The organism is Alteribacillus sp. HJP-4, assembly GCF_042139015.1.
GTDB lineage: Bacteria > Bacillota > Bacilli > Bacillales > Marinococcaceae > JBHIKY01.
On record NZ_JBHIKY010000011.1, the window covers coordinates 30603 to 49410 of the forward strand.

The 18808-nt window shown below is 42.4% G+C and carries 24 protein-coding genes; 1 reads left to right on the forward strand and 23 read right to left on the reverse strand.

Translation table 11 applies throughout. The features are described 5' to 3' along the window. Positions 1-37: 37 nt before the first annotated feature. The 21 genes from ACE4RR_RS11930 to ACE4RR_RS12030 all read right to left on the reverse strand — a co-directional run bounded on the left by ACE4RR_RS11930 (position 38) and on the right by ACE4RR_RS12030 (position 16734). Positions 38-859 (reverse strand): carbohydrate ABC transporter permease, encoded by an 822-nt coding sequence (locus ACE4RR_RS11930; protein ID WP_375535645.1) that lies wholly within the window; start codon positions 857-859, stop codon positions 38-40. After that, a complete protein-coding gene (locus tag ACE4RR_RS11935; RefSeq protein WP_375535646.1) occupies positions 859-1722 on the reverse strand; it encodes a carbohydrate ABC transporter permease in 864 nt (287 codons plus the stop codon). The genes ACE4RR_RS11930 and ACE4RR_RS11935 overlap by 1 nt, the downstream gene beginning before the upstream one ends. Before the next feature lie 61 nt (positions 1723-1783). Continuing rightward, positions 1784-3013 carry an ABC transporter substrate-binding protein gene (locus ACE4RR_RS11940; RefSeq protein ID WP_375535647.1) on the reverse strand — a complete coding sequence of 410 codons (1230 nt, stop codon included), beginning with the start codon at positions 3011-3013 and terminating at the stop codon, positions 1784-1786. Positions 3014-3217: 204 nt separating this feature from the next. Beyond that, complete coding sequence (locus ACE4RR_RS11945; protein WP_375535648.1) at positions 3218-4228, reverse strand: LacI family DNA-binding transcriptional regulator; 1011 nt, start codon at positions 4226-4228, stop codon at positions 3218-3220. 600 nt (positions 4229-4828) lie between these two features. Continuing rightward, a complete protein-coding gene (locus tag ACE4RR_RS11950; protein WP_375535649.1) occupies positions 4829-5590 on the reverse strand; it encodes a TatD family hydrolase in 762 nt (253 codons plus the stop codon). A 429-nt stretch (positions 5591-6019) separates the two neighbouring features. Then, positions 6020-6172, reverse strand: coding sequence for a small acid-soluble spore protein P (locus ACE4RR_RS11955; RefSeq protein ID WP_375535650.1), 153 nt, complete (start codon positions 6170-6172; stop codon positions 6020-6022). A 44-nt stretch (positions 6173-6216) separates the two neighbouring features. Beyond that, complete coding sequence (locus ACE4RR_RS11960; RefSeq protein WP_375535651.1) at positions 6217-6504, reverse strand: potassium channel family protein; 288 nt, start codon at positions 6502-6504, stop codon at positions 6217-6219. A 235-nt stretch (positions 6505-6739) separates the two neighbouring features. After that, positions 6740-7318 carry a TetR/AcrR family transcriptional regulator gene (locus ACE4RR_RS11965; protein ID WP_375535652.1) on the reverse strand — a complete coding sequence of 193 codons (579 nt, stop codon included), beginning with the start codon at positions 7316-7318 and terminating at the stop codon, positions 6740-6742. A gap of 310 nt (positions 7319-7628) precedes the next feature. Beyond that, a complete protein-coding gene (locus ACE4RR_RS11970) occupies positions 7629-7961 on the reverse strand; it encodes a gas vesicle protein (protein WP_375535653.1) in 333 nt (110 codons plus the stop codon). 56 nt (positions 7962-8017) lie between these two features. Further along, positions 8018-8326, reverse strand: a complete 309-nt coding sequence (locus ACE4RR_RS11975; protein ID WP_375535654.1) for a gas vesicle protein K — start codon at positions 8324-8326, stop codon at positions 8018-8020. Next, the gene (locus tag ACE4RR_RS11980) at positions 8319-8558 is read right to left on the reverse strand and encodes a gas vesicle protein (protein ID WP_375535655.1); all 240 of its coding nucleotides are present in this window, start codon (positions 8556-8558) and stop codon (positions 8319-8321) included. Before ACE4RR_RS11980 ends, ACE4RR_RS11975 begins: the two co-directional genes overlap by 8 nt. Continuing rightward, positions 8548-9399 carry a GvpL/GvpF family gas vesicle protein gene (locus tag ACE4RR_RS11985; RefSeq protein WP_375535656.1) on the reverse strand — a complete coding sequence of 284 codons (852 nt, stop codon included), beginning with the start codon at positions 9397-9399 and terminating at the stop codon, positions 8548-8550. Before ACE4RR_RS11985 ends, ACE4RR_RS11980 begins: the two co-directional genes overlap by 11 nt. Before the next feature lie 13 nt (positions 9400-9412). After that, a complete protein-coding gene (locus tag ACE4RR_RS11990; RefSeq protein WP_375535657.1) occupies positions 9413-9664 on the reverse strand; it encodes a gas vesicle protein GvpG in 252 nt (83 codons plus the stop codon). Beyond that, positions 9661-10422 (reverse strand): GvpL/GvpF family gas vesicle protein, encoded by a 762-nt coding sequence (locus ACE4RR_RS11995; protein WP_375535658.1) that lies wholly within the window; start codon positions 10420-10422, stop codon positions 9661-9663. The genes ACE4RR_RS11990 and ACE4RR_RS11995 overlap by 4 nt, the downstream gene beginning before the upstream one ends. 12 nt (positions 10423-10434) lie before the next feature. Then, positions 10435-11667: a gas vesicle protein GvpN gene (gene gvpN, locus ACE4RR_RS12000; RefSeq protein ID WP_375535659.1), complete on the reverse strand. Its 1233-nt coding sequence runs from the start codon at positions 11665-11667 to the stop codon at positions 10435-10437. A gap of 5 nt (positions 11668-11672) precedes the next feature. After that, positions 11673-12155 (reverse strand): gas vesicle protein GvpO, encoded by a 483-nt coding sequence (gene gvpO / locus ACE4RR_RS12005; RefSeq protein WP_375535660.1) that lies wholly within the window; start codon positions 12153-12155, stop codon positions 11673-11675. A 138-nt stretch (positions 12156-12293) separates the two neighbouring features. Further along, positions 12294-12560 carry a gas vesicle structural protein GvpA gene (gene gvpA, locus ACE4RR_RS12010; protein ID WP_375535661.1) on the reverse strand — a complete coding sequence of 89 codons (267 nt, stop codon included), beginning with the start codon at positions 12558-12560 and terminating at the stop codon, positions 12294-12296. A gap of 19 nt (positions 12561-12579) precedes the next feature. After that, positions 12580-13500 carry a hypothetical protein gene (locus ACE4RR_RS12015; protein WP_375535662.1) on the reverse strand — a complete coding sequence of 307 codons (921 nt, stop codon included), beginning with the start codon at positions 13498-13500 and terminating at the stop codon, positions 12580-12582. 132 nt (positions 13501-13632) lie between these two features. After that, positions 13633-14847: a gas vesicle protein GvpO gene (gene gvpO, locus ACE4RR_RS12020; protein WP_375535663.1), complete on the reverse strand. Its 1215-nt coding sequence runs from the start codon at positions 14845-14847 to the stop codon at positions 13633-13635. Positions 14848-15102: 255 nt separating this feature from the next. Next, complete coding sequence (locus ACE4RR_RS12025) at positions 15103-16209, reverse strand: threonine synthase (RefSeq protein ID WP_375535664.1); 1107 nt, start codon at positions 16207-16209, stop codon at positions 15103-15105. 45 nt (positions 16210-16254) lie between these two features. Continuing rightward, positions 16255-16734, reverse strand: a complete 480-nt coding sequence (locus tag ACE4RR_RS12030; protein WP_375535665.1) for a redoxin domain-containing protein — start codon at positions 16732-16734, stop codon at positions 16255-16257. 131 nt (positions 16735-16865) lie between these two features. Between ACE4RR_RS12030 and ACE4RR_RS12035 the strand changes: the two genes are divergently transcribed. Beyond that, complete coding sequence (locus tag ACE4RR_RS12035; RefSeq protein WP_375535666.1) at positions 16866-17048, forward strand: H-type small acid-soluble spore protein; 183 nt, start codon at positions 16866-16868, stop codon at positions 17046-17048. A gap of 194 nt (positions 17049-17242) precedes the next feature. On the opposite strand, the gene ACE4RR_RS12040 is transcribed toward ACE4RR_RS12035, so the two are convergent. Both ACE4RR_RS12040 and ACE4RR_RS12045 read right to left on the reverse strand, forming a co-directional pair. After that, the gene (locus ACE4RR_RS12040; RefSeq protein ID WP_375535667.1) at positions 17243-17962 is read right to left on the reverse strand and encodes a hypothetical protein; all 720 of its coding nucleotides are present in this window, start codon (positions 17960-17962) and stop codon (positions 17243-17245) included. A gap of 80 nt (positions 17963-18042) precedes the next feature. Then, positions 18043-18759 (reverse strand): transposase, encoded by a 717-nt coding sequence (locus ACE4RR_RS12045; protein WP_375535668.1) that lies wholly within the window; start codon positions 18757-18759, stop codon positions 18043-18045. Between the last annotated feature and the right edge of the window lie 49 nt (positions 18760-18808).

Consider the following 18808-nt stretch of genomic DNA (forward strand, 5'->3'; position numbering starts at 1 on the left):
ACGCCTTTTTCTTTTAATCATACCAAAGAATAATTAATTATTTAATGGACCCTTTTGTCACTCCGCTGATAATCCATTTCTGGGCAAATATATACACGATAATCATCGGTATTAGTGCCAGCAGGTACGATGCAAACGCGAGATTATAATTGGTGCTGAATTCGGACTGGAAGATGTACTGCACAAGTGGGAGTGTCGCCTGATCCTGATCTGTCAAAATTACGAGCGGCAGCATGAAATCATTCCAGGCCCACAGGCAGGTAAGGATCCCTACCGTTGCATTCATCGGGGCCAGCAGCGGAAAAATAACCTTCCAGAAAACACCCCAGGTACTCGCTCCATCCACAATGGCCGCTTCCTCCAATTCCTTCGGAATGGATTTAATGTAGCCTACATAAATAAATACATTAAAGGCAAGCCCGTAGACGACATACAAAAAAATTAAGCCGAGCAGATTATCCATGTTCCAGATCGCAGTCTGACGCACAATCGGAAGCATGATAATTGGAAAAGGGACAAACATGGCACTGACAAAGTAATAAAATAATAATTTGTAAAAACGTTTATGCATGTTGCGCGCTATGGCATAAGCAACCAGCGAATTGGTCATCAGCGTTAATATTACGACGAAAAACGCGACAATAAAGCTGTTTGAAAATGCCTGGAAAAAGTTCGTCATCTCGATTGCATCGGTGAAATTCTCAAAGCGCCAGTCCCGCGGTGGTGCCAGCAGCGGCCGGTCCATTTCCTGCGGTGATTTAAACGCAATATTGATCGTCAAATACAACGGAAGCAGTATAACTATGGAACCCAGGATGAGTAAAGAGGTAATGAGCCAGTTTGTACGGTTTCGATTCATTACAGCTGCACCTCCCGCTTTTGAAGAATACGGATCTGGAATATGGATATGACGACGATAATAACGAAATATACCACCGCATTTGCCGATTGGTAGGCAAATTGTCCACCTTCAAAGCCTCCCCGGTAAATTAACAGCGATATTGATTCTGTCGCCTGTCCTGGTCCGCCGCCGGTAAGGGCAATAATATGATCAAATACCATTAGAAAATTTTTCATGGCGAGCACCATATTAATCGTGAAAAATGGAGCAATCAGCGGAAATGTCATTTTCCAGAACTGCTTCCATTTCCCAGCTCCATCGATTTCTGATGCTTCATAAATGTCGGAAGGAATCGTCTGCAGTCCGGCCAAATATAGGATCGTGTTAAAGGCTGTTGCCTGCCATACTGCCATTATGACGATACCGACCCAAGCAAGATCCGGATTTCCGAGAATATTTGCCGACAGGGCGGTCAGGCCGATAGACGATGCTATTCCCGGCAGAAAATGAGTAAAAATAAAATTGAATATAAAACCAACAATAAGAATGCTTAAAATATTCGGCACAAAATAAAGCGCCCGTAAAGTTTTTCGGAATTTAATTTTCGCATTCAGCCCAATCGCAATAATTAAGCTGAAAATATTTACGAGTATCGTAGACACGATTGCAAATTGAAACGTAAATCCATAAGCATTTAACGCCCTAAAATCCTGGAATACGTTTATGTAGTTGCGAATTCCTACGAAATCCCATTCCCCATAGCCTTTCCAGTTCGTAAAGCTGTAAAAAATCCCCTGCAGCATCGGGTAGGTATGGAAAACAAAAAACAATATCAATGCCGGCAGCGCCATGAAAAAGAAGGCTCTATTTCTTCCAGCCATCGTCATCACTCCTTCTCGTTAATAGAACGGCAGACCCGTTCGCACGGGCAGCCCTTCTTCTTTATCTCATTTCAACCTTGTCCCATTCGCTGTCCATATTTTTCAGGAAAGCATCGGTATTGCCTCGATACAGGAATTCCTGAATTAAATTTTCTGCCCCCAGGCCAGGTGGATAATAATGATCAGGGAAGCTGGTGATTTTGCCTTCTTCAAAATTTTCCCGGATGCCCTCCATCGTGGGATCATCCTCATAGATCCCTTCTTTCGCAGAAAAAGCGGCCTGTTCGTCCAGATAAGTTTCCATATTTTCATCTTCGATCATAAATTCGATGAAACGCTCAGCCTCCTCCGGGTGCTCCGTATCCTCGAAGGCCGTCAGTAAAACATCCACCCCTGAAACCAGCATATTTTCATCTGCATCGTTGTTAACCGGCATTGCAAATACGCCGAGTTCAATATCTTTATTTACGGCTTTCAGCTCTGGAATTACCCAGTTCCCCTGCAGATAAAAGAGTCCTTCGCCATTTGCGAAATCGTTGTTGCCATCACTGTAGCCCATACCAAAAGCATCGTTTTGACCATACTCCACGAGCGTCAGCATTTTTTCGGAAGCTTCTTTATAATTCTCCTGAAAGCTGGCTTCTCCGTTCGCTTTTTGTTCTGCAAAGTCCTCCGGGACCGTGTTTCCAGCCAGCGCATTCCAGGCAATCATCGAGGTCCACGCTTCCTGCAGAGTAAAATAGATCGGTACCTCACCAGCTTCCTTCGCCGCTTCGAGAACGCCGATAAATTCATCCCAGGTTTTCGGCACCTCTTCTCCAAGTTCATCAAGCTTTTCTTTGTTGTAGATGACAGTGTTGGCGTTCGTTGCAAACGGAACGCCGTGAATATTATGAACGTCTTCTCCCGCCAGCTGATCGAGCATGTCAAGGTAGCGCGGCTGAATGTCATCAATCAGCTCACTGTCGGTGTAATCCATTAAAACACCGGCCTCCGCAAGCTCTCCGTACAAGGCGCTTCCTCCCATCGCTGACAGGTCAGGCATATCATTTTTTAACAGCCTTGTCCGCAGCACTGTTTCTGCTTCCGGCGGCGACACAAGATCAATCGTAATGTCCGGGTTTTCCTCTTCGAACTTTTGAATCAGCCCCCGATAAGTGTCAATATTTTCAGATTTATTGTTGAATAACTCCAGTTCGACCTTCCCATCATTGCCGCTCTCTTCTCCGCAGGCAGTTAACAATACAGCTGCAAGTACGGAGATGAGAGCAGGCAGGCTTTTTCTCAGCATGGCCTGCTTCTCCTCCCTTGTTTTCCTTTTATTTTTTTAATTTCTTTACAAAAGCATCATCAAAGAATGTCACGAAAGCTCCTTGATAAATCTGATAAATAACTTGGCTTTCCACTATTCTAGTTTTTTCATGTTTCCAAGCATCCTTCCAACTAAGAAATAGAGTAAACGTTTACTTAAATGTTCAAAAAAGAATAGCACAATCTAGTTCAGCTTTTGCACCGATTCTCTTTCTACAACGTGGTGGGGCATAATAATGCTGCTTCCATTCTTGCCCGTTTTCAACGCTTCGAACAACAGCTCTGCTGACTTTTCCCCCATTTCACGGAGAGGCTGTGCAAGTGTTGTTAATGGCGGCACCGCCATTTCAGAAATTTTAATATTATCATATCCTATTATTGAGATGTCCTTTGGAATATTTACTCCGATTTTATAGGCGGAGGCAATGGCTCCCACGGCCATCTCATCACTTGCGGCAAATACCGCCGTGATGCCGGATGCCTGCTTTAACAGTTTTTCAAATGCTGTTCTGCCATTTTCGTAGGAAAACCCTTCTGCATCTACGATATAGCTTTTCTCTACCGTGATGTCGTTTTCCTGAAGAGCTGCTTTATAGCCTTCAATCCGCGGCCTTCCGGCAATTGGGTCCTTTGGACTTCCGCTCATCATTCCGATGCTGCGGTGACCGTTATCAATTAAATAAGAAACAGCAGTATACGCCGCATCCCTGTCATCCACTTTTACATAAGGCAGCGGGTGCCTGGGGGATTTAGTACTTACAAGAACCGCTGGGATTCGCATCTCTTCAATCAACTGATAATGCTCATTTTTAAGTACTTCACTCGCAAACACAAGACCGTCGACTCGTTTTTCATTTAAGAGCCGCAGGTAATCTACTGTTTTTTTACCACTTGACGACGTATTACAGACTATAATGCTGTGCCCGTGTTGATGAGCTACGCCTTCAATTCCGTACAGCAGCTCAGAGGTTACCATTCCAGAAACACTGGGGAACAGCACACCGATAGTCTGTGTCTTGTTATTTATTAATCCGCGCGCGACAGCATTAGGCTTATAAGAAAGCTCATCGATAGCCTGCAGTACCTTTTTCTTTGTTTTATCTGAATAGCCTACTGAAGTATTGTTTAATATTCTTGAAACTGTGGCGATTGAAACGTTCGCATATTTGGCTACATCTTTAATGGTCGGGTTCACTTTGCTATCTCCTTTACAAAAGCAAGCGTTTACAACATTAATAAAAAAAGAGTAAACGTTTAACCTTAATGTAAATAATAGCTGCTTGCGCAAGGCATGTCAACCTTCATTTTGAACAGCAGCCGTACTGCTTAGAGAATGCCATGCCTATGAAATAACCATAACTGACGGGATTTAAATAATTGTACAATTTCGTTGGACAGTACTTCAGCTGCTGGATTTTTCAAAGGGAATTAGTGGATTTATCGGATTTGACTGGATGCGGACGGGAGATCCGTTATTCAATTAAAATTCCCGTTTTTCAAGGAGCTGGCGGAGCAAACTTTACTGCCATATGCTGCACATGGCTCAAGATAGTAAGTTTTCACTTATCCGCTCCCCCTGCTCTAATGTTAAAATTTCTATAGGGATGAATCTTTAAGGCAAAGACAGATTTGATAAAGGAGCAATAAATGGGCAATAAACAGGAAAAGTGGTTAATTGTTGTATTAATGATTGTGGCATTCATTATGCTTTTATCTATGATTGGCAGACTGTTTTCTTGAACTTCTCCACCTTAATGGAAGCATAAGTTAGATAAAATATCTTTTAATTTATTAATTATTTTTCAAAAAGGCGGAGAGCATTGGTATGAATCTGCTTTGTCAGCTCGGCCGGTATGAAGTCGTTTTCTTCGGCTAAGTAATGAATAACATCATGAAGCAAAAGCGGACTGGTTGGCGTACCTGCAAATGGTCCTTCAAATGGCCAGGGACCGTCCGTTTCGATTAACAGCTGCTCGAGAGGTATCATCGCGGAGAGAAGCTGGTCCCGCTTCCGGTAACAGACCTCCGGTGTCACTGATATATAGTAGCGCGCTTCTACAATTTTTTCGACCACCACCGACGGAGCTTTCAGCCAGTGAAAGTGGGCCTTCACGCCGGGAGCCTCATTCTGAAGCATCTGAAAGACCAATTCCGCTTTGTCATGGACGGCATGAAGAGCTACCGGCAGCTCCTGGTCCTTCGCAATCTGAAGGCACTGCCTTAAAAAATCTTCATATGCTTCCAATGGATCTAGTAAACGTTCAAGCTCATAATGCGGAAGACCCACTTCCCCTATGCAGGAAATTCTTTCGCGTTCTGCCTTTACCAGTCCGAGCCATTCCTGAAAATCGGGGGTTCCCGGCAACGGATACTCAGGATGAAAACCTACTCCTGCCAGGATGAAATCTGGATATCGTTCCTTTATTTCCAATGTTCGATAGGAGGATTCAAGATCATTTGACACGGCGACCACTTTAGCTAACCCTGCCTCCTGCCAGCGGGGGATATGTGTTTCGAGATTATCATACTGCTCCACATGTATATGCGCATCAATCATGACAGATCCTCTCCCTTGCTTACGGCTATTCTTCACAATTCGCTGTTTTTCCTGAAAAACCTCTAAATTTTCCCTGCCAATTTTTTCAGGCTGGAATGTTCAATCAATAAAAAATTAGAGTGCGCATTTTAAAAACTGCTATGCTCTGGTGGCTACGCTCTACGTTTAGCGCGATATCCGCTTTGGTAAGGTGGATATGCAATCCTCACGTGGGGAAACGCACTTGCGCGGGAAATCGTCCCGTGACAATCGATATAATGCTCGGAAGCGGGCGGGATACGTTATCTCTCTCGTGAAATTGATTTATATAAGAATCACCATCAATACTACAGCTATGTATTTTCAATTTTAAGAAATTGTTAAATTTAATCTTGAAAACCCCTGCAGTGGCAGTAACCACAGCAGAGGCTGTTTTTCAAAGAGCAGTATTTACATATCGTGGGAAGCATGTTTTTTTTGGTGCGTGTGGTTGGCATTTTTATCCTTATGTGACCCCTTCAACTCTTCCCCATAGGGCTGATTCGGACTCTGTGGCAGCTTCGGCTCTTCCTGCTGCTTCGGTCCTTTACGGTTTTTTGACAAGATAATCCCTCCTTTACAGCTTAGCTTTTACAGGAGGAGCCCAACTATTCGTTTTCTCCATTATGCGAAGAATCACTGATGGCTTTCATGAAATACGCCGCTGGCAAAAGCAGTCCGATGGCAGCCTGGATTAAGGAAAAAAAGCGAGCGCTTCCCACGGGGACAAGGTCTCCGTACCCTACCGAAAGAATCGTTACTCCGCTGAAATACAGGCAGTTCCAAAAATCATGATTGGCCGCCTCCCCGGTAGGATCGTTGATCATCAGTACAGTTTCATTGAGAGAAAGCATGTAGTAAAGAATTGCAAAACCAAAGGTCACGCTCAGCAGCACAAAGAAAAGCTTATAAAACAGGGCAGGACTGAATGAACTGTGGCGGTAAGTTTTGTTCGTAAAAAAGTAAAAAAGGTTTGCGATTATGTAAAGTAATACGCAAGTGATGAGGATGGTAGAAATTATAAAGCATGTCTCCTCCCGATAAAATTAACATTCTTTCTCGTCTATTCCTTAAAATTTACAATTATAACCCTTAAAATAAAGTAAACTTTGATTCTCTACGAACCAAAGCTTACGATCTATTTATTTTGACGCACTTTAATACAAATTCAACATGCTTTTCTGCGGCCTTCTCAGCCTCCTGAAAACTCTGCACATTTCCGCAGTAATGGGTAACAAAACCATGCACAGATAGGAAAACAGACAGGATCTCATCGGGCTTTACGTCATCAGTTAACGTTCTGACAATCTCCGTGAAATGCTGATAACTGTTGCTTGCAGCCCGCTGAGAAAGTCTGCCGGCCTCTGAATTTCTAGTTAAAAACATAATCTCATACTGCCTTTGATTGTTAAGGCCGAACTCGATAAATCGTAAAAGCAGCAGCGATAATTTCTCCTCAGGCTCAGAAGCCTCCTGGAGCGTTTTTTCAATGAGCCGATTTAAGTCCGAAAAATCTTTTTCTACTATTGCGTAAAATAAATCAGCTTTATTTTTAAAATGGTGGTACAGAGCGCTGTGACTGCATTTTACATCCGCACCAATACTGCGCATGGATACCTGCCTGAAATCCTTATTTAAAAATTGAACACGGGCCGCATAAATAATTTTATCTTTCCTTAATTCTTCAGCTATAGGCCTGCGCGGCGACATGAACTGCTCCTTTTATTAACCACTGGTCAATTTTAGACAAATTGAATTGAGGCTTATTTTTTAACACAAATTCGGTTATTTATCAGTGTCTCTTCGCGGGAGCGGGTCCCGTTTATTTCCCAGTCGATCAGAATCTGAAGGAATTCCCGCTTTGGCCTGAAAATTGTATTCCAATTTCCACAGCGGCTTTTTGCTGTCTTTTCCTGCGTATTTTTCTTCAGAGCGGCGCACTGTAGAATCTCTTCCTTCACTGACATCACGGAGCAGCTGATCAATGTCCTTGAAAAAACTTTTTATTCATGCTTACCCCCTAACCCTTTTCTGCAGACACTTCTTTCTTTTCTTTAATGTCCTGCTGCGCCTGTTCCAATTGCTTAACTCTTTCCTGAAGCTCTCTGTTTTCTTCCTCGATTTTTTGAGCGTTCGAAGAATAGTGAGGATCGTGCTCCCACCAGTCGATGCCGATTTCTCTTGCTTTATCGACGGACGCAACAAGCAGACGGATCTTTATTGTCAAAAGCTCTACATCGGCAAGATTGACTTTAATATCACCGGCAATGACGACACCTTTATCTAAGACCGTTTCTAATACATCTACAAGGTTACTCGTATTATTAGATGCTGCAGGATGATTATTTGCCATAAGGCATTTCTCCTTTTTGTTTCAAATTAATGAAGAAAATTCTGAGCTGGTGCCGATTAAATTAAATTTCCAAGCGGCCCGAGATCAATATTTAAATCCTCATCATCAAGACCGAAGATATTTTTCATTTCCTCCATTTTTTCCTCCAGCTGCATAAGCGCTGTGCCAAGCTGCTCAATCTGCTCATCTGTCAGATCGCCGCTGTCAACTCTTCGCATGGCCTGCCGCTCCACAAGCTGTCGCAATAATTCGACGACCGTCATTACTAGCTGTGAAAGTCCTTCGTCTGCTTTGTCTGGATCTAGAGAGATGCGTCCTGTCGGGTTGTAGCTTTCCGCATTTGTTACCTGTGCAGGCTTATCCAATCTTCTCCCTCCTCGCTTGCAGCACTTTTTCGTTTCCATCGGTGGTACTTTCGTGCTTCGAAGTCTTAAGCGTATCGACCGAAGCGAGCAGTACTCGTAAGTCTAAATACACTAAATCAATATCTGCAATGGAAATGGTTAAATCCCCACGAATGACCACGCCCTTTTCCAGGACGGCATCCAGTATATCCAGCAGGGAAACATCCCGGTTTTTCAAGCCGCTATCTTCCATTCTCTTCACCTCTGTTTAAGAACTCTGAAAAGTGGTAGGCCGGCCATGGACCAGTAATTTCAAAGGACAGGCCCGTATTATTTTCTTTTGCTTCGCTTTCCTGCTTTGTTATATCTGAAAGCAGAGCTTCTCTTTCCGCTTTATCTATAAGGTAAACGCCATTCCAGCTCATTTCCTCTTCTCTGCCGGTTACCTTTCGTTCCCAGTTTTTCTTCACCTCTGTGTTGAAGCTCTTTTGAGAAAGTTTTTCATGGATCGCTTTGCAGGTATTTTTAATATTTTCGTCTGCAGTATCTTCTACAAATTGATCAATTTTCTTTTTTTCAAAGAATTTTCTGCCAGGAGATAGATTTTCAATTTCTAATTTCTTCTCCTCCATTTCCGGACTGTTTTCTACGACAGCGGAAATGAATTTAGATTTATCAACAAATATTTTCATGTTCCATTCTTCTTTTTGATGGAGGTAATCAAATAACGAAGCAAGTCGGTCTCTGTGCTCCTCCATGCTGTTTGTTAAATGCTCAGGCTGAGAATATATTGTTCCGAATTTTAATGGTAATACCGTAAAGCGGTCATGCAGAACATTCATCAACTCATGATGGTGAAATGCCCTCCCCTGCAGCCACTGCATATTCTCCACTTGTTTTTGCAGTTTTTTTTCCCCGTACTCGGCTTCCGGGACTCTGCAGGTTACTGCTGTAATTTCACCATATTCGATAAATTCAACTTCATTCGGCGGCTCTATCCCCTCTATTGCATCCCATTCCTGCTTTTCATATTCCTCTGTCGGTATGAAAGCATACAAATAGATTAGAGCAGGAGCGCCAGATTGAGTTTCCAATCAGCTTCCCCCCTTAATCCTCTAAACTTTCTCTCATCATATCCTGTTCTTGTTCTTTTGCAATCCGGTATCGGGCCAGCAGTATTTCTTCCTGCTCGAGAAACAACTCCTCCGGAATTTCATCCATTTCGTACATCATCTGGAGGTTAGTCAGTTTTTGCTGGATAAATTCGAGATCGTAGAACTCTTTGTCTACTTCCTCTTTCACTTTTTCTCCAACTGTCACTAACAAATCTACCGGCCAGGTGAATACTTTGTGGATCATGTCGGATCCTTCGCCTTCAGTTTGATATCTATAAAATTATAAGCAGGCCATGGTCCTGTATATTTAAAGTCTGCTTTATCTTCCCATTCGTTGTAGATTTTATTTACTTTCTTATCGAAAGCTTCTTCATCTTTCTTATCTACTAAAAAGGAGGCATTTAACAGCATTCTTTCACTGATCACTTCGTTGCTTTTGGCAGCGTCAGCTATTTTTGCCAATGGTTGAAAAACCTCCTCCTCGAATTCGGAATGCAGAGCAATCATAAACTTGTGGGCTGATTCCCCCAGCTGCATACGATCATAATAACTCGCATTGGCTTCCTTGCCCTGCATTCTGTTTTGAAGAGCTTTTACATTGGGCTGCTGATTCGCTTTCTGAGAAAGCCATTCTTTATTCCCAATCACCTTCAGGCCGACTTCAATTTTGTTTTTGATTTTTGGAAAGATCTCATCAAACTGCTCATCGAGCTTGTCCATTAAAATGAGAATATCTTCTTGTCCCTGCAGAACATTTCCAAAGCTCATCGGGATAATATCATAATCTTTCATAACCTTTTCGACAATTTCCTGGTGTGCCTTTAAATTTTTGCGGCTTGGATCATATATTTGAATGGGCGCATCGGCGACAACCATCGCCCTGTTGTTTTTATGAATCGTATATACCGGCCGTTCCCCTCCGGCTAATGTCGCGTGCCCGAACTTTTGAGGCTGATTCTCCTCTATGACACAAAACATATACACCCCTAATTCCTCGCTCAAGCTGTCCACCTCCTAGGACTTCTTTAACTCCTGCTGAATAAATTCCTCCACTTTTGTTCTGTCTGTTTCTTCCTTACAGGCTTGGACACTCATTCCAACAATATCGGTACAAACTTTAAGAAATGAGCTATCCTTCGAATCGACAGTAATGCCGCTGCTCTTGCAGATCTCTGCGATCATTACAGCCGTCCGGAAACTCGGCATGTTCTTTTTATCCTCTTTACAGACATGCCGGATCTTCTCAATAAAATTGACGATAAGCGAAGCATTCTCTTCCGAAATGTCCGTTCTTTCCATCAATACGTTCGTCTGTGTGTCAGCATCTGATTCTCCCATAGAGATTGTAATGATCCGGTCAACCAGGGCATCCTGGGTTTCATATACCCCTGCATATTCTTCCGGGTTGCTTGTAAGAATCATTTTAAAATTGGGATGAACACTGACAAACGAGTCCTTCTGCTTGGCTCCGTATAGAGGTAATATTCCTTCCTCCAGCAGTGGCAGCAGGATATTATTCGTTTCCGGGTGAGATCTGGTAAACTCATCATAAATTACAGTATAACCTTTTTGGGCTGCTTCGAGCAGATGACCGGGCGCCCAATGTTCATTCAGCTTATCCTCACGCTTATACACTTTCCGGACGTAGTTGTCGACAAATTTTCTACTGGTGTAACCGGCAAATGCACCGATCAAATCTACATTGGAAAGGTTACGGTTCCCGTTTAATAAAACCACCGGCTGCTCTATTCTTTTTGCGAGCTGCAAAGCCATTGTAGTTTTACCGACCCCTGCCGGCCCTGTAAAATGAACAGGATAACCAGCTTCAAGATATTGCTGTGATCGATCGAGCAATCCCTTTATTTCCTCTGTCTCTACAAACTTGTCAAAATTCCGGATCTGTTTTTTGCCAGAACTGGAGCTGCTTTCTGTATGCCCGGATTGATCCTGGGAGCTCTTCGCTGTTTTGGTACGCCGCTCACTCTTCTCAGATTTATTAGAATCAGTACTGGCAGTTTTTTCAACCCTTGACTCCGAGGATTTTTTCGGTTCTTCTGATTTTCTGGATATATTTTCTGAACTTGATTTACTTGTACTCTGTTTTGAAGAAGAGGCGTTACTTTTAGAGTTACTGGTGTTTGTCTGTTTCGTCCCAGTGTTCGAATTAGTTTTCGATTTTTGGGAAGCTGAGGTAGATGTCTTTTTTTCTTCTGTGTCTTTCTCTGCTGTTGTGCTTTTCGCTGCCACTACTCTTACCTCCCTCCATTTTTATCTAACAGAGCTGCTCTTGGTCTCAGACTAACTCTGTCAAACGACATGATATCTAATTTACTATTGATCTTTACTTCATACACGCCCAAGAGCTGGTCCTTTGCGTAAGTTTTCATATATTCCTTTTCTTCAATCACTTCTACTTCTGCATCCCATCCGTTATTATCGTTGTTGATAACAGAGGTAATGCGGAAAGGAGGACGGATATGCTCTTCAAAGAAATCCCGGATCTCATTTAAAACCTCTGTCATACTATGACTTGGCTCAGAATCTTCTTGTGAATTCTCAGCTTCCTCATTTTCTGCTTCCTCGTTAACGGGTTCATCTTTTTCCTGCTTATCTTTTTCATTTTTACTCGTCGTGCGTTTTTTTCTAGTTTTCGCAGAGCTGCTGCTTTTCTCTGAAGGCTTTGTCTCTTTTTCTTCTTCCTCATCTGTTTTAACTGCTGTACTTTCAGCTGCCATCGTAAATTCCTCCTCTCAAACAATTACAATTACGTATAAAGCAAAGAACCCGTCATATGCGCGGGAGACGCATATGACCTTAGGTTCTTATCTTTTCGCCTGCTCCAAGCGTCCTTCTACTAAACTAATAAACTAACTCTATGCGAAGTTTAACTGTTCACGGCGGCTCGCATCAGATTCATTGTCTATTTCACCCTGCACTTCATCTCTTAAGAGCCCAACCGCTTCCGCATAACGTAACCACGTATCAACACTGGCGATAACTATTCTCGCTTCAATTGTAATAAGCTCAATCCCTACTACGGAAATTCGTGCATAAATGTCAATGACGATCCCTTTATCCAAAATGCGGTCAATTACTTCTGCCAGACTAGAAGAATCTGTGTGTTTTTCTAGAGTTGCCATTATTCTAAACACTCCTCTTTTAAGATAATTTTTTTATATCATTTGCCCCTTTGATGTCGTTGACACCTTTCAGGTCATTAACACCTTTTATCTTTCTGGGGCTTTTTACATTATCGATTCCTTTCAGGCTGCTGATGCCCTTGATATCACTCACTCCTTTAATATCATTTGCACCTTTGATATCGCTTGCGGTACCTGCACCTAGTAAGGAACCCTTGCTTTTTTTGTTCGTATTCCTCCCTTCCTCAGAATGTTCTTCCAATTTATCATTCATTTCGTTCTGAACTTTTTCTTTAGCCTTTTTACTGTTATCTTTCACATTTTCTTGTAAATCCTGAACATTATCCTTCGCTTCTTCTGATTTTTCCTTGATGTGTTCTCTGGCTGCTTCACTCTGTCCCTGAAGCTTTTCAGAGGCTTCTTCACCAGCATGCTTTAATTTTTTTGCGGCTTCCTGCGCGTTTTCTTTCGCTTTCTCTTTCGCAATTCTAGCTTTTTCAAGCGCATCGTAAAATTTCTTTCCCATCAGTGAAGCTGCCGCAGCATTTCTCGCTTTTGGATTATCGCCGGCTTCATCCTTTGCTGTATCTATAGCCGTCTCTTTCACATCTTCCTTAATTTCCTCTGGAGATTCTCCTTCGGCAATACTCTCAGCAGCTTCTTTCGCTGTTTCCTTTGCTGTTTCTTTTGTTACATCCTTTGCCTGCTCCAGCAGACCTTCTTCCTCTTCATCCTGTTTATCTTTATTCTCGTCAGAGTTTTTATTTGGTGTAACTGCGCTGGTAAAATCTTTGGCTTTTTGCAGCACTTTTTCTTTTGTGCTGGCTTCGTCGTTTTCTTTGTCTTCCGCTGCTTCTGATTTTTCATGCATGGCAGAACTGTTGAACATTTCATCGGTGTCTTTCAAAACATATTTTTTCTTATTTTGCTTTTTGCTCATCTATAAGGCTCCCACCACCTTTCATGACGACCAGCCAATTGGCAGGTCTACAGCGCTGCCTTTCTCTTTCCCACGATTCCATTAAATTAAGCCATAGGACCTAATTTAATTGAAAATATAGGGGAATGGCTGCTACTCATTATCCAGTGGAGCGCTTCTTGCCCGTAGACTGGTCCGTTCATAGGAGGTAATATCAAGCTCTTCATTCAGCTGCACCTCATACACTCCCAGCAGTTCATCTTTTCCATAATTTTTCATGTGTTCTTTTTCTTCAATTACTTCCACTTCTACGTTCCAGCCTTCATCATCCTTTACAGAGGAGGTAATACGGTGCGGAGTGGAAACATAATCTGTAAAAAATTTATTTACCGTATCCATCACCAGCGTAACTGTCGGCTTTTTGTTAGAAGTTTTTTCGTCTTCTTCTTCGTCTTCTTCTTCGTCTTCCTCTTCTTCTTCGTCTTCTTCTTCGTCTTCTTCGTCCTCTTCGTCTTCTTCGTCCTCTTCTTCTTCTTCTTCTTCCTCGTCTACCTCTTCTTCTTCGTCCTCTTCTTCTTCTTCCTCGTCTACCTCTTCTTCTTCGTCCTCTTCTTCTTCTTCTTCCTCGTCTACCTCTTCTTCCTCATTTTCTTCACCGTTATTTTCTTCTTCCTCTTCTTCGTCTTCTTCTACAAGCTCATCTTCATTTTCTTGTTCTTCATTTTCTAAGTCTTCCTCTTGTTGTTTCTTCTTTTTATTACTCAACTTGGCTTTCGCCTCTTTCCCTTTTTTAATCGTCGCTTTTTTTGGTTCGCTGGCTGCTTCTGCTGTGTTTTCGTCGACATTTTCATCATCTTGAATTTTTTGCCCTGTGCGCTCGACACCTTTTCCAACAGAATTTTTTGCACTGTTCAATGTTGATTTAGCTTTTTTTACAGGAACCTTTCCTTTACTGACAGCCCCACTAACCTTATTTGCAGTTTTTAATTTATTTTTAGTAGAGGTGGCTTTTTTCTTTGCGCCTTCTGCTTTCTTTTTGGTGCTGCTTACTGCTTCCTCTGCGGCATCCGAAGCTTTATCCTTCGTTTTTTTCACAGGCTTTGCTGCCTGCTTTCCGGTTTTTTTCACAGGTTTAACAGCCTGCTTCACTGCGTGCTTCCCTGCTTTTTTTCCTACCTTTGCCGGCTTCGAAAGCTTTGAAGATGTCCCGCCTGTTTCTTCTCCACTTTCTTCTGAAGAATCATCTTTTTTAGAATTGTTTTGAAGACGTTTCTTCGTTTCTTTACTAATAAGAGGCAAGGCTCCTCCTATAAGACTTCCTGCTGCCATAAATGCATAGGTGAATTTTTCTGAATTATTATTTGCCATCGGAAGCCTTCACCACCTTTCTCTAATTTCAGATAAGATTCGATGTTTCTTAATGAGCACTTTTCCCTTTAAATAAAAAAAGTATGTCAAATACGTATTAATCTTTTGAACTAATTATTTTCATATATCTTTGTAAGCTTCTATATTCCTTTAACCTTGTAGGTATTATTACTTACCTATAAAGGGTATTATTGCTAATAATTACCTAAAAAAAAACGCCCCTCTTCAGGAAGCATGATTTCCGAGACTTTCAATCTATTTTTTTAATCCGGATCCGCAAAGCGATAAAACGATAGTTTCTTTCGTGTCGAACAGCCATTCTTTATTATTTTCAAAAGCTGTGTAAGTGGCGGCTGTAGTCGGCTCTACATAAAAGCCTTTTTCCGCAAGTCTTTTTTTTGCTTTCAGAATATCGCCTTCCGGTGCCGTAATAAAGGTCCCTCCTGTTTTATTTACAGCCTCCATAATCTGTTCCGCTCTGGGGGGATTTTCGATGGCGATCCCTTCTGCGAGTGTGCCTTCGTTTTTTGCAGGAGTGATGTGTGAATTTTGTCGAAATGCTTCCGCAAGCGGAGCACACGGCTCGGCCTGCACTGCAGTAATTTTTGGGAGGGAAGTGATAAGCCCCGCGTTCATCAGATCTTGAAAACCGATAAATGCCCCAAGAACAAGCGTACCATTGCCGACCGGCAGAACGAGTGTGTCTGGAACCGTAAAATTCAGTTGTTCCCATATTTCAAAAGCGAATGTTTTCGTTCCTTCGTAGAAAAAAGGATTGTACACATGACTAGCGTAAAAATGCTTTTTCTCATCTACTGCAGTCATTGCTGCTTCCGCAGTATCTGCTCTCGAGCCCGGCACTTTTTGCAGCTCTGCCCCATGAGCTCTAATCTGTTCCAATTTTTTTTCAGAAGCCGATTCAGGTACATAAACATGGCAGGGGAGGCCAGCCCTTGCACAATAGGCTGCTATAGCTGTCCCTGCGTTCCCGCTGCTGTCCGCGATTACTTTTTCGGCTCCAAGCTCTTTTGCTTTTGCAATTAAAACAGCGGCGCCTCTGTCCTTAAACGATCCGGTCGGCATAAGGTAATCAAGCTTCACCAGAACATTCGGTTCATTTGTATCCAATGGAATGAGCGGGGTCATCCCTTCTCCTAACGTAACCTCATCAAGAACGCTTTCCTCTGCAAAAGGCAGAGCTTCGATATATCTGCTCATGACTGATGGACGTTCTTTTATTTTCTCTATTGGAAACGATACGTCGTACGGCTTCATCGTAAAAAGTCCCGCCTGCGGTCGCCACTCTGTTGAATTCGGTATGTACTCCCTGTTATCTACTGAACCTATAAATCGATATTTCACATAATCTCCTCCTAATGAAAAGATTCAGTCCGATGACTGAACCTTTTATGGCACATGTATCTGCTTGGCCAGCCTGCCGCATGCATCAAGTATGCTCTCATAGCTGGCTTTGTCATTTTCTTTAAAGCTCGTGTTCATATGAGCGATGTTCCCGTTTTTATCAATTAAATAACAAGAGCGGACCGCCACTTCATCCTTTTCGTTGAACACTCCGTATTTCTTAACAGTTTCTTTGTGCCAATCCGCCAGGAGCGGGTAAGGCAGAGTTCCCAGACTTGCCGCAAAAACATTCTGCGAATAAATGTGGTCGACACTGATGCCGAGCACCTCCGTATTACTTGCTTTTAACTTTTCATAATCCTCTTTCCAAGAGGTTAATTCCTTCATTCAGCCCGGTGTGAAATCTAATGGAAAAAATGCCAATAATATGTTTTTCAGCCCTCGGTAATCGGATAAGGATATATCGACTTTCGTGGTGGAAGGCAGTGTAAAATCCGGTGCTTTATCTCCAATCGTCAAACCCATTTTACAAATCTCCTTTCTACGTTTATCTGCTTAGCTTTTCCTAAGAAAACGTGTTTACTCACATGAAAATTACATAGGAAAAAGTAGAAACGCACATACTTTTACTAAACAAAGTTAAAGGAGATATTCCGATGAATGTAAGCCGCGCCATCGATGTAGCAGAATCACCGATTATGGTTAATGTAACGTATGACGGTACTCCCGTCTACATCCAGCATGTTGATAAAGAAAATGGCACCGCCAGAATATATGCCCTTGATGATCCTGACAATGAAATCACTGTAAGTATTAACTCGTTGGAAGAGCATTTCTAACTATTCGGGTTGTACGTGAAGAAATGGGCAGCCGCGGGCAGTTGTCCAGGCATTTTTTCCGATAAATGCCGGCCAGTTTTGAAAATAACCTCGTCGAATATTTTGTCCGCTTTGTTGCTTTGTTTATGTAAGCCGAGCTTCGCCATTTAGAATGGCGAATGACCCGGGCCGGGCTTTATCTAGAGGGTAACAGATCAGCTGTTTTCCATATCATCACAATTTGGCAGTATATGCACAATGACATACGTTACTGTCAATTTGTTACCCGTATTACAGGTTGAGCAGATAAACCCAAAGGATAATACATTTTCGTTACAAAAATCCGGGCAGCTTTCCTCTGCATCCAGGCCTGTATAACAAAGAATTTCATCCACACACGTGGTATCGGAACAACTAAACGGTAAAGTATTCAGAGCTGAACAATTACTCTCTCCGTTGTTAAGAAATGTGTCCAGCTCAAAAGACAAATAATAGTTGATATATCCAGTTGCTCTTACCTCATTGACCATACAGGCGTTTGAAATCGTACCGCACGGAGTTACTGCATCTACTTCAGTCGGAGTAGTACAGCAGCGCAGGAAGAATGGATCATTTAATACAGCTGTGATGAGTGGAGGCGATTCTCCACCAGCAATAGAATTTCTAGGCAGTTCTATTGTACACTGATCAAAAACAATACCTGGACATTCCGCTTGTTGAGCATTATAAAGGTATTCTCTTAACTCCTTCAAGTACTTTGCCTCCGCATTGCTGCATTTTCCATTTTTCGCTTGATCAAGAGCCTCCTCTAGTTTTTCTCTCATTTCATTTATCATATCATTATCACTATTATTGCCGGGACGTGTAATTTCGTCGTTCATTTCCACTTCTTCGTAATCATGATAAATTGGTGAGATTTTTCGCTTCCTTGACATAAAAAAATCCCCTTTCTTTTCATAGAATTAGTACTGCACTAATAGATTATTCAGAAAGGGTTGAACCGTATAGGTAAAGCTTATACTACCTCTTCATCGATATCTTCGATGAGCTCCTCGAGCACATTCTTTTTTTCCTGGACGGCAGGGAGGTCTTTGACGGCGGATTGCTTTTCAATGGTTTGGATGAGTTCTTTGGTGTACGTTATTTCATCCTCTAAACCAGAGCCGCCGGGCTTGGGTGGAAATTGGTCTTTCATCGATTCCTGGTAGCGATACACTGTTTTACGCAACGATTTGGACTTGTCTTTGAGATAGTCCACCGGCGACTTGGAATGAAAACGGGACGACGAATGCGTGGCGTCTACGATCAGCGTCTGAGAGGTGATGAGATTCTGTTCGACCGCCAATTCCACCGTTTTTTGGACCAGGATATCCATTAAATCTTTATCGGACAGACGCAGCTTTCTAAATTTCGTTAACGAACTGGAATGGATCACGGGAGCCTCTGGAGTCAAATCTAAAAAATATTTAAAGGACAAATCAACCGCGGCCCGTTCGACCAGATCGGCATCCGATAGATCGTAGATTTGTTTTAACAGGACGTATTTAAACATACGTATGGGAGGTTCTGCCTGTCTTCCGTTATCTAAGCAATACTTGTCCTTCAACTCCTCTTCGACAAAGGAAAAATCCACGAGTTCTTTCATTTGTCGAAGAAAATGATCGTCTGGAACAACCGCATCATAGAGGTCCATATAGGGACTTAAGGAAAGAGATAATTGGCTATGTAACATGAGTACTCCCCGCTTTTTCATTTGATAGGTTTAGTATACCTCTTTTCTC

What these genes read in the sequence shown, in the direction of transcription:
- ACE4RR_RS11930 (WP_375535645.1), bottom strand. Translation starts at nt 859, where the DNA reads ATGAATCGAAACCGTACAAACTGGCTCATTACCTCTTTACTCATCCTG.
- ACE4RR_RS11935 (WP_375535646.1), bottom strand. Translation starts at nt 1,722, where the DNA reads ATGGCTGGAAGAAATAGAGCCTTCTTTTTCATGGCGCTGCCGGCATTG.
- ACE4RR_RS11940 (WP_375535647.1), bottom strand. Translation starts at nt 3,013, where the DNA reads ATGCTGAGAAAAAGCCTGCCTGCTCTCATCTCCGTACTTGCAGCTGTA.
- ACE4RR_RS11950 (WP_375535649.1), bottom strand. Translation starts at nt 5,590, where the DNA reads ATGATTGATGCGCATATACATGTGGAGCAGTATGATAATCTCGAAACA.
- ACE4RR_RS11965 (WP_375535652.1), bottom strand. Translation starts at nt 7,318, where the DNA reads ATGTCGCCGCGCAGGCCTATAGCTGAAGAATTAAGGAAAGATAAAATT.
- ACE4RR_RS11970 (WP_375535653.1), bottom strand. Translation starts at nt 7,961, where the DNA reads ATGGCAAATAATCATCCTGCAGCATCTAATAATACGAGTAACCTTGTA.
- ACE4RR_RS11980 (WP_375535655.1), bottom strand. Translation starts at nt 8,558, where the DNA reads ATGGAAGATAGCGGCTTGAAAAACCGGGATGTTTCCCTGCTGGATATA.
- ACE4RR_RS11990 (WP_375535657.1), bottom strand. Translation starts at nt 9,664, where the DNA reads ATGATCCACAAAGTATTCACCTGGCCGGTAGATTTGTTAGTGACAGTT.
- gvpO (WP_375535660.1), bottom strand. Translation starts at nt 12,155, where the DNA reads ATGGCAGCTGAAAGTACAGCAGTTAAAACAGATGAGGAAGAAGAAAAA.
- gvpA (WP_375535661.1), bottom strand. Translation starts at nt 12,560, where the DNA reads ATGGCAACTCTAGAAAAACACACAGATTCTTCTAGTCTGGCAGAAGTA.
- ACE4RR_RS12015 (WP_375535662.1), bottom strand. Translation starts at nt 13,500, where the DNA reads ATGAGCAAAAAGCAAAATAAGAAAAAATATGTTTTGAAAGACACCGAT.
- gvpO (WP_375535663.1), bottom strand. Translation starts at nt 14,847, where the DNA reads ATGGCAAATAATAATTCAGAAAAATTCACCTATGCATTTATGGCAGCA.
- ACE4RR_RS12035 (WP_375535666.1), top strand. Translation starts at nt 16,866, where the DNA reads ATGAATGTAAGCCGCGCCATCGATGTAGCAGAATCACCGATTATGGTT.
- ACE4RR_RS12040 (WP_375535667.1), bottom strand. Translation starts at nt 17,962, where the DNA reads ATGTCAAGGAAGCGAAAAATCTCACCAATTTATCATGATTACGAAGAA.
- ACE4RR_RS12045 (WP_375535668.1), bottom strand. Translation starts at nt 18,759, where the DNA reads ATGTTACATAGCCAATTATCTCTTTCCTTAAGTCCCTATATGGACCTC.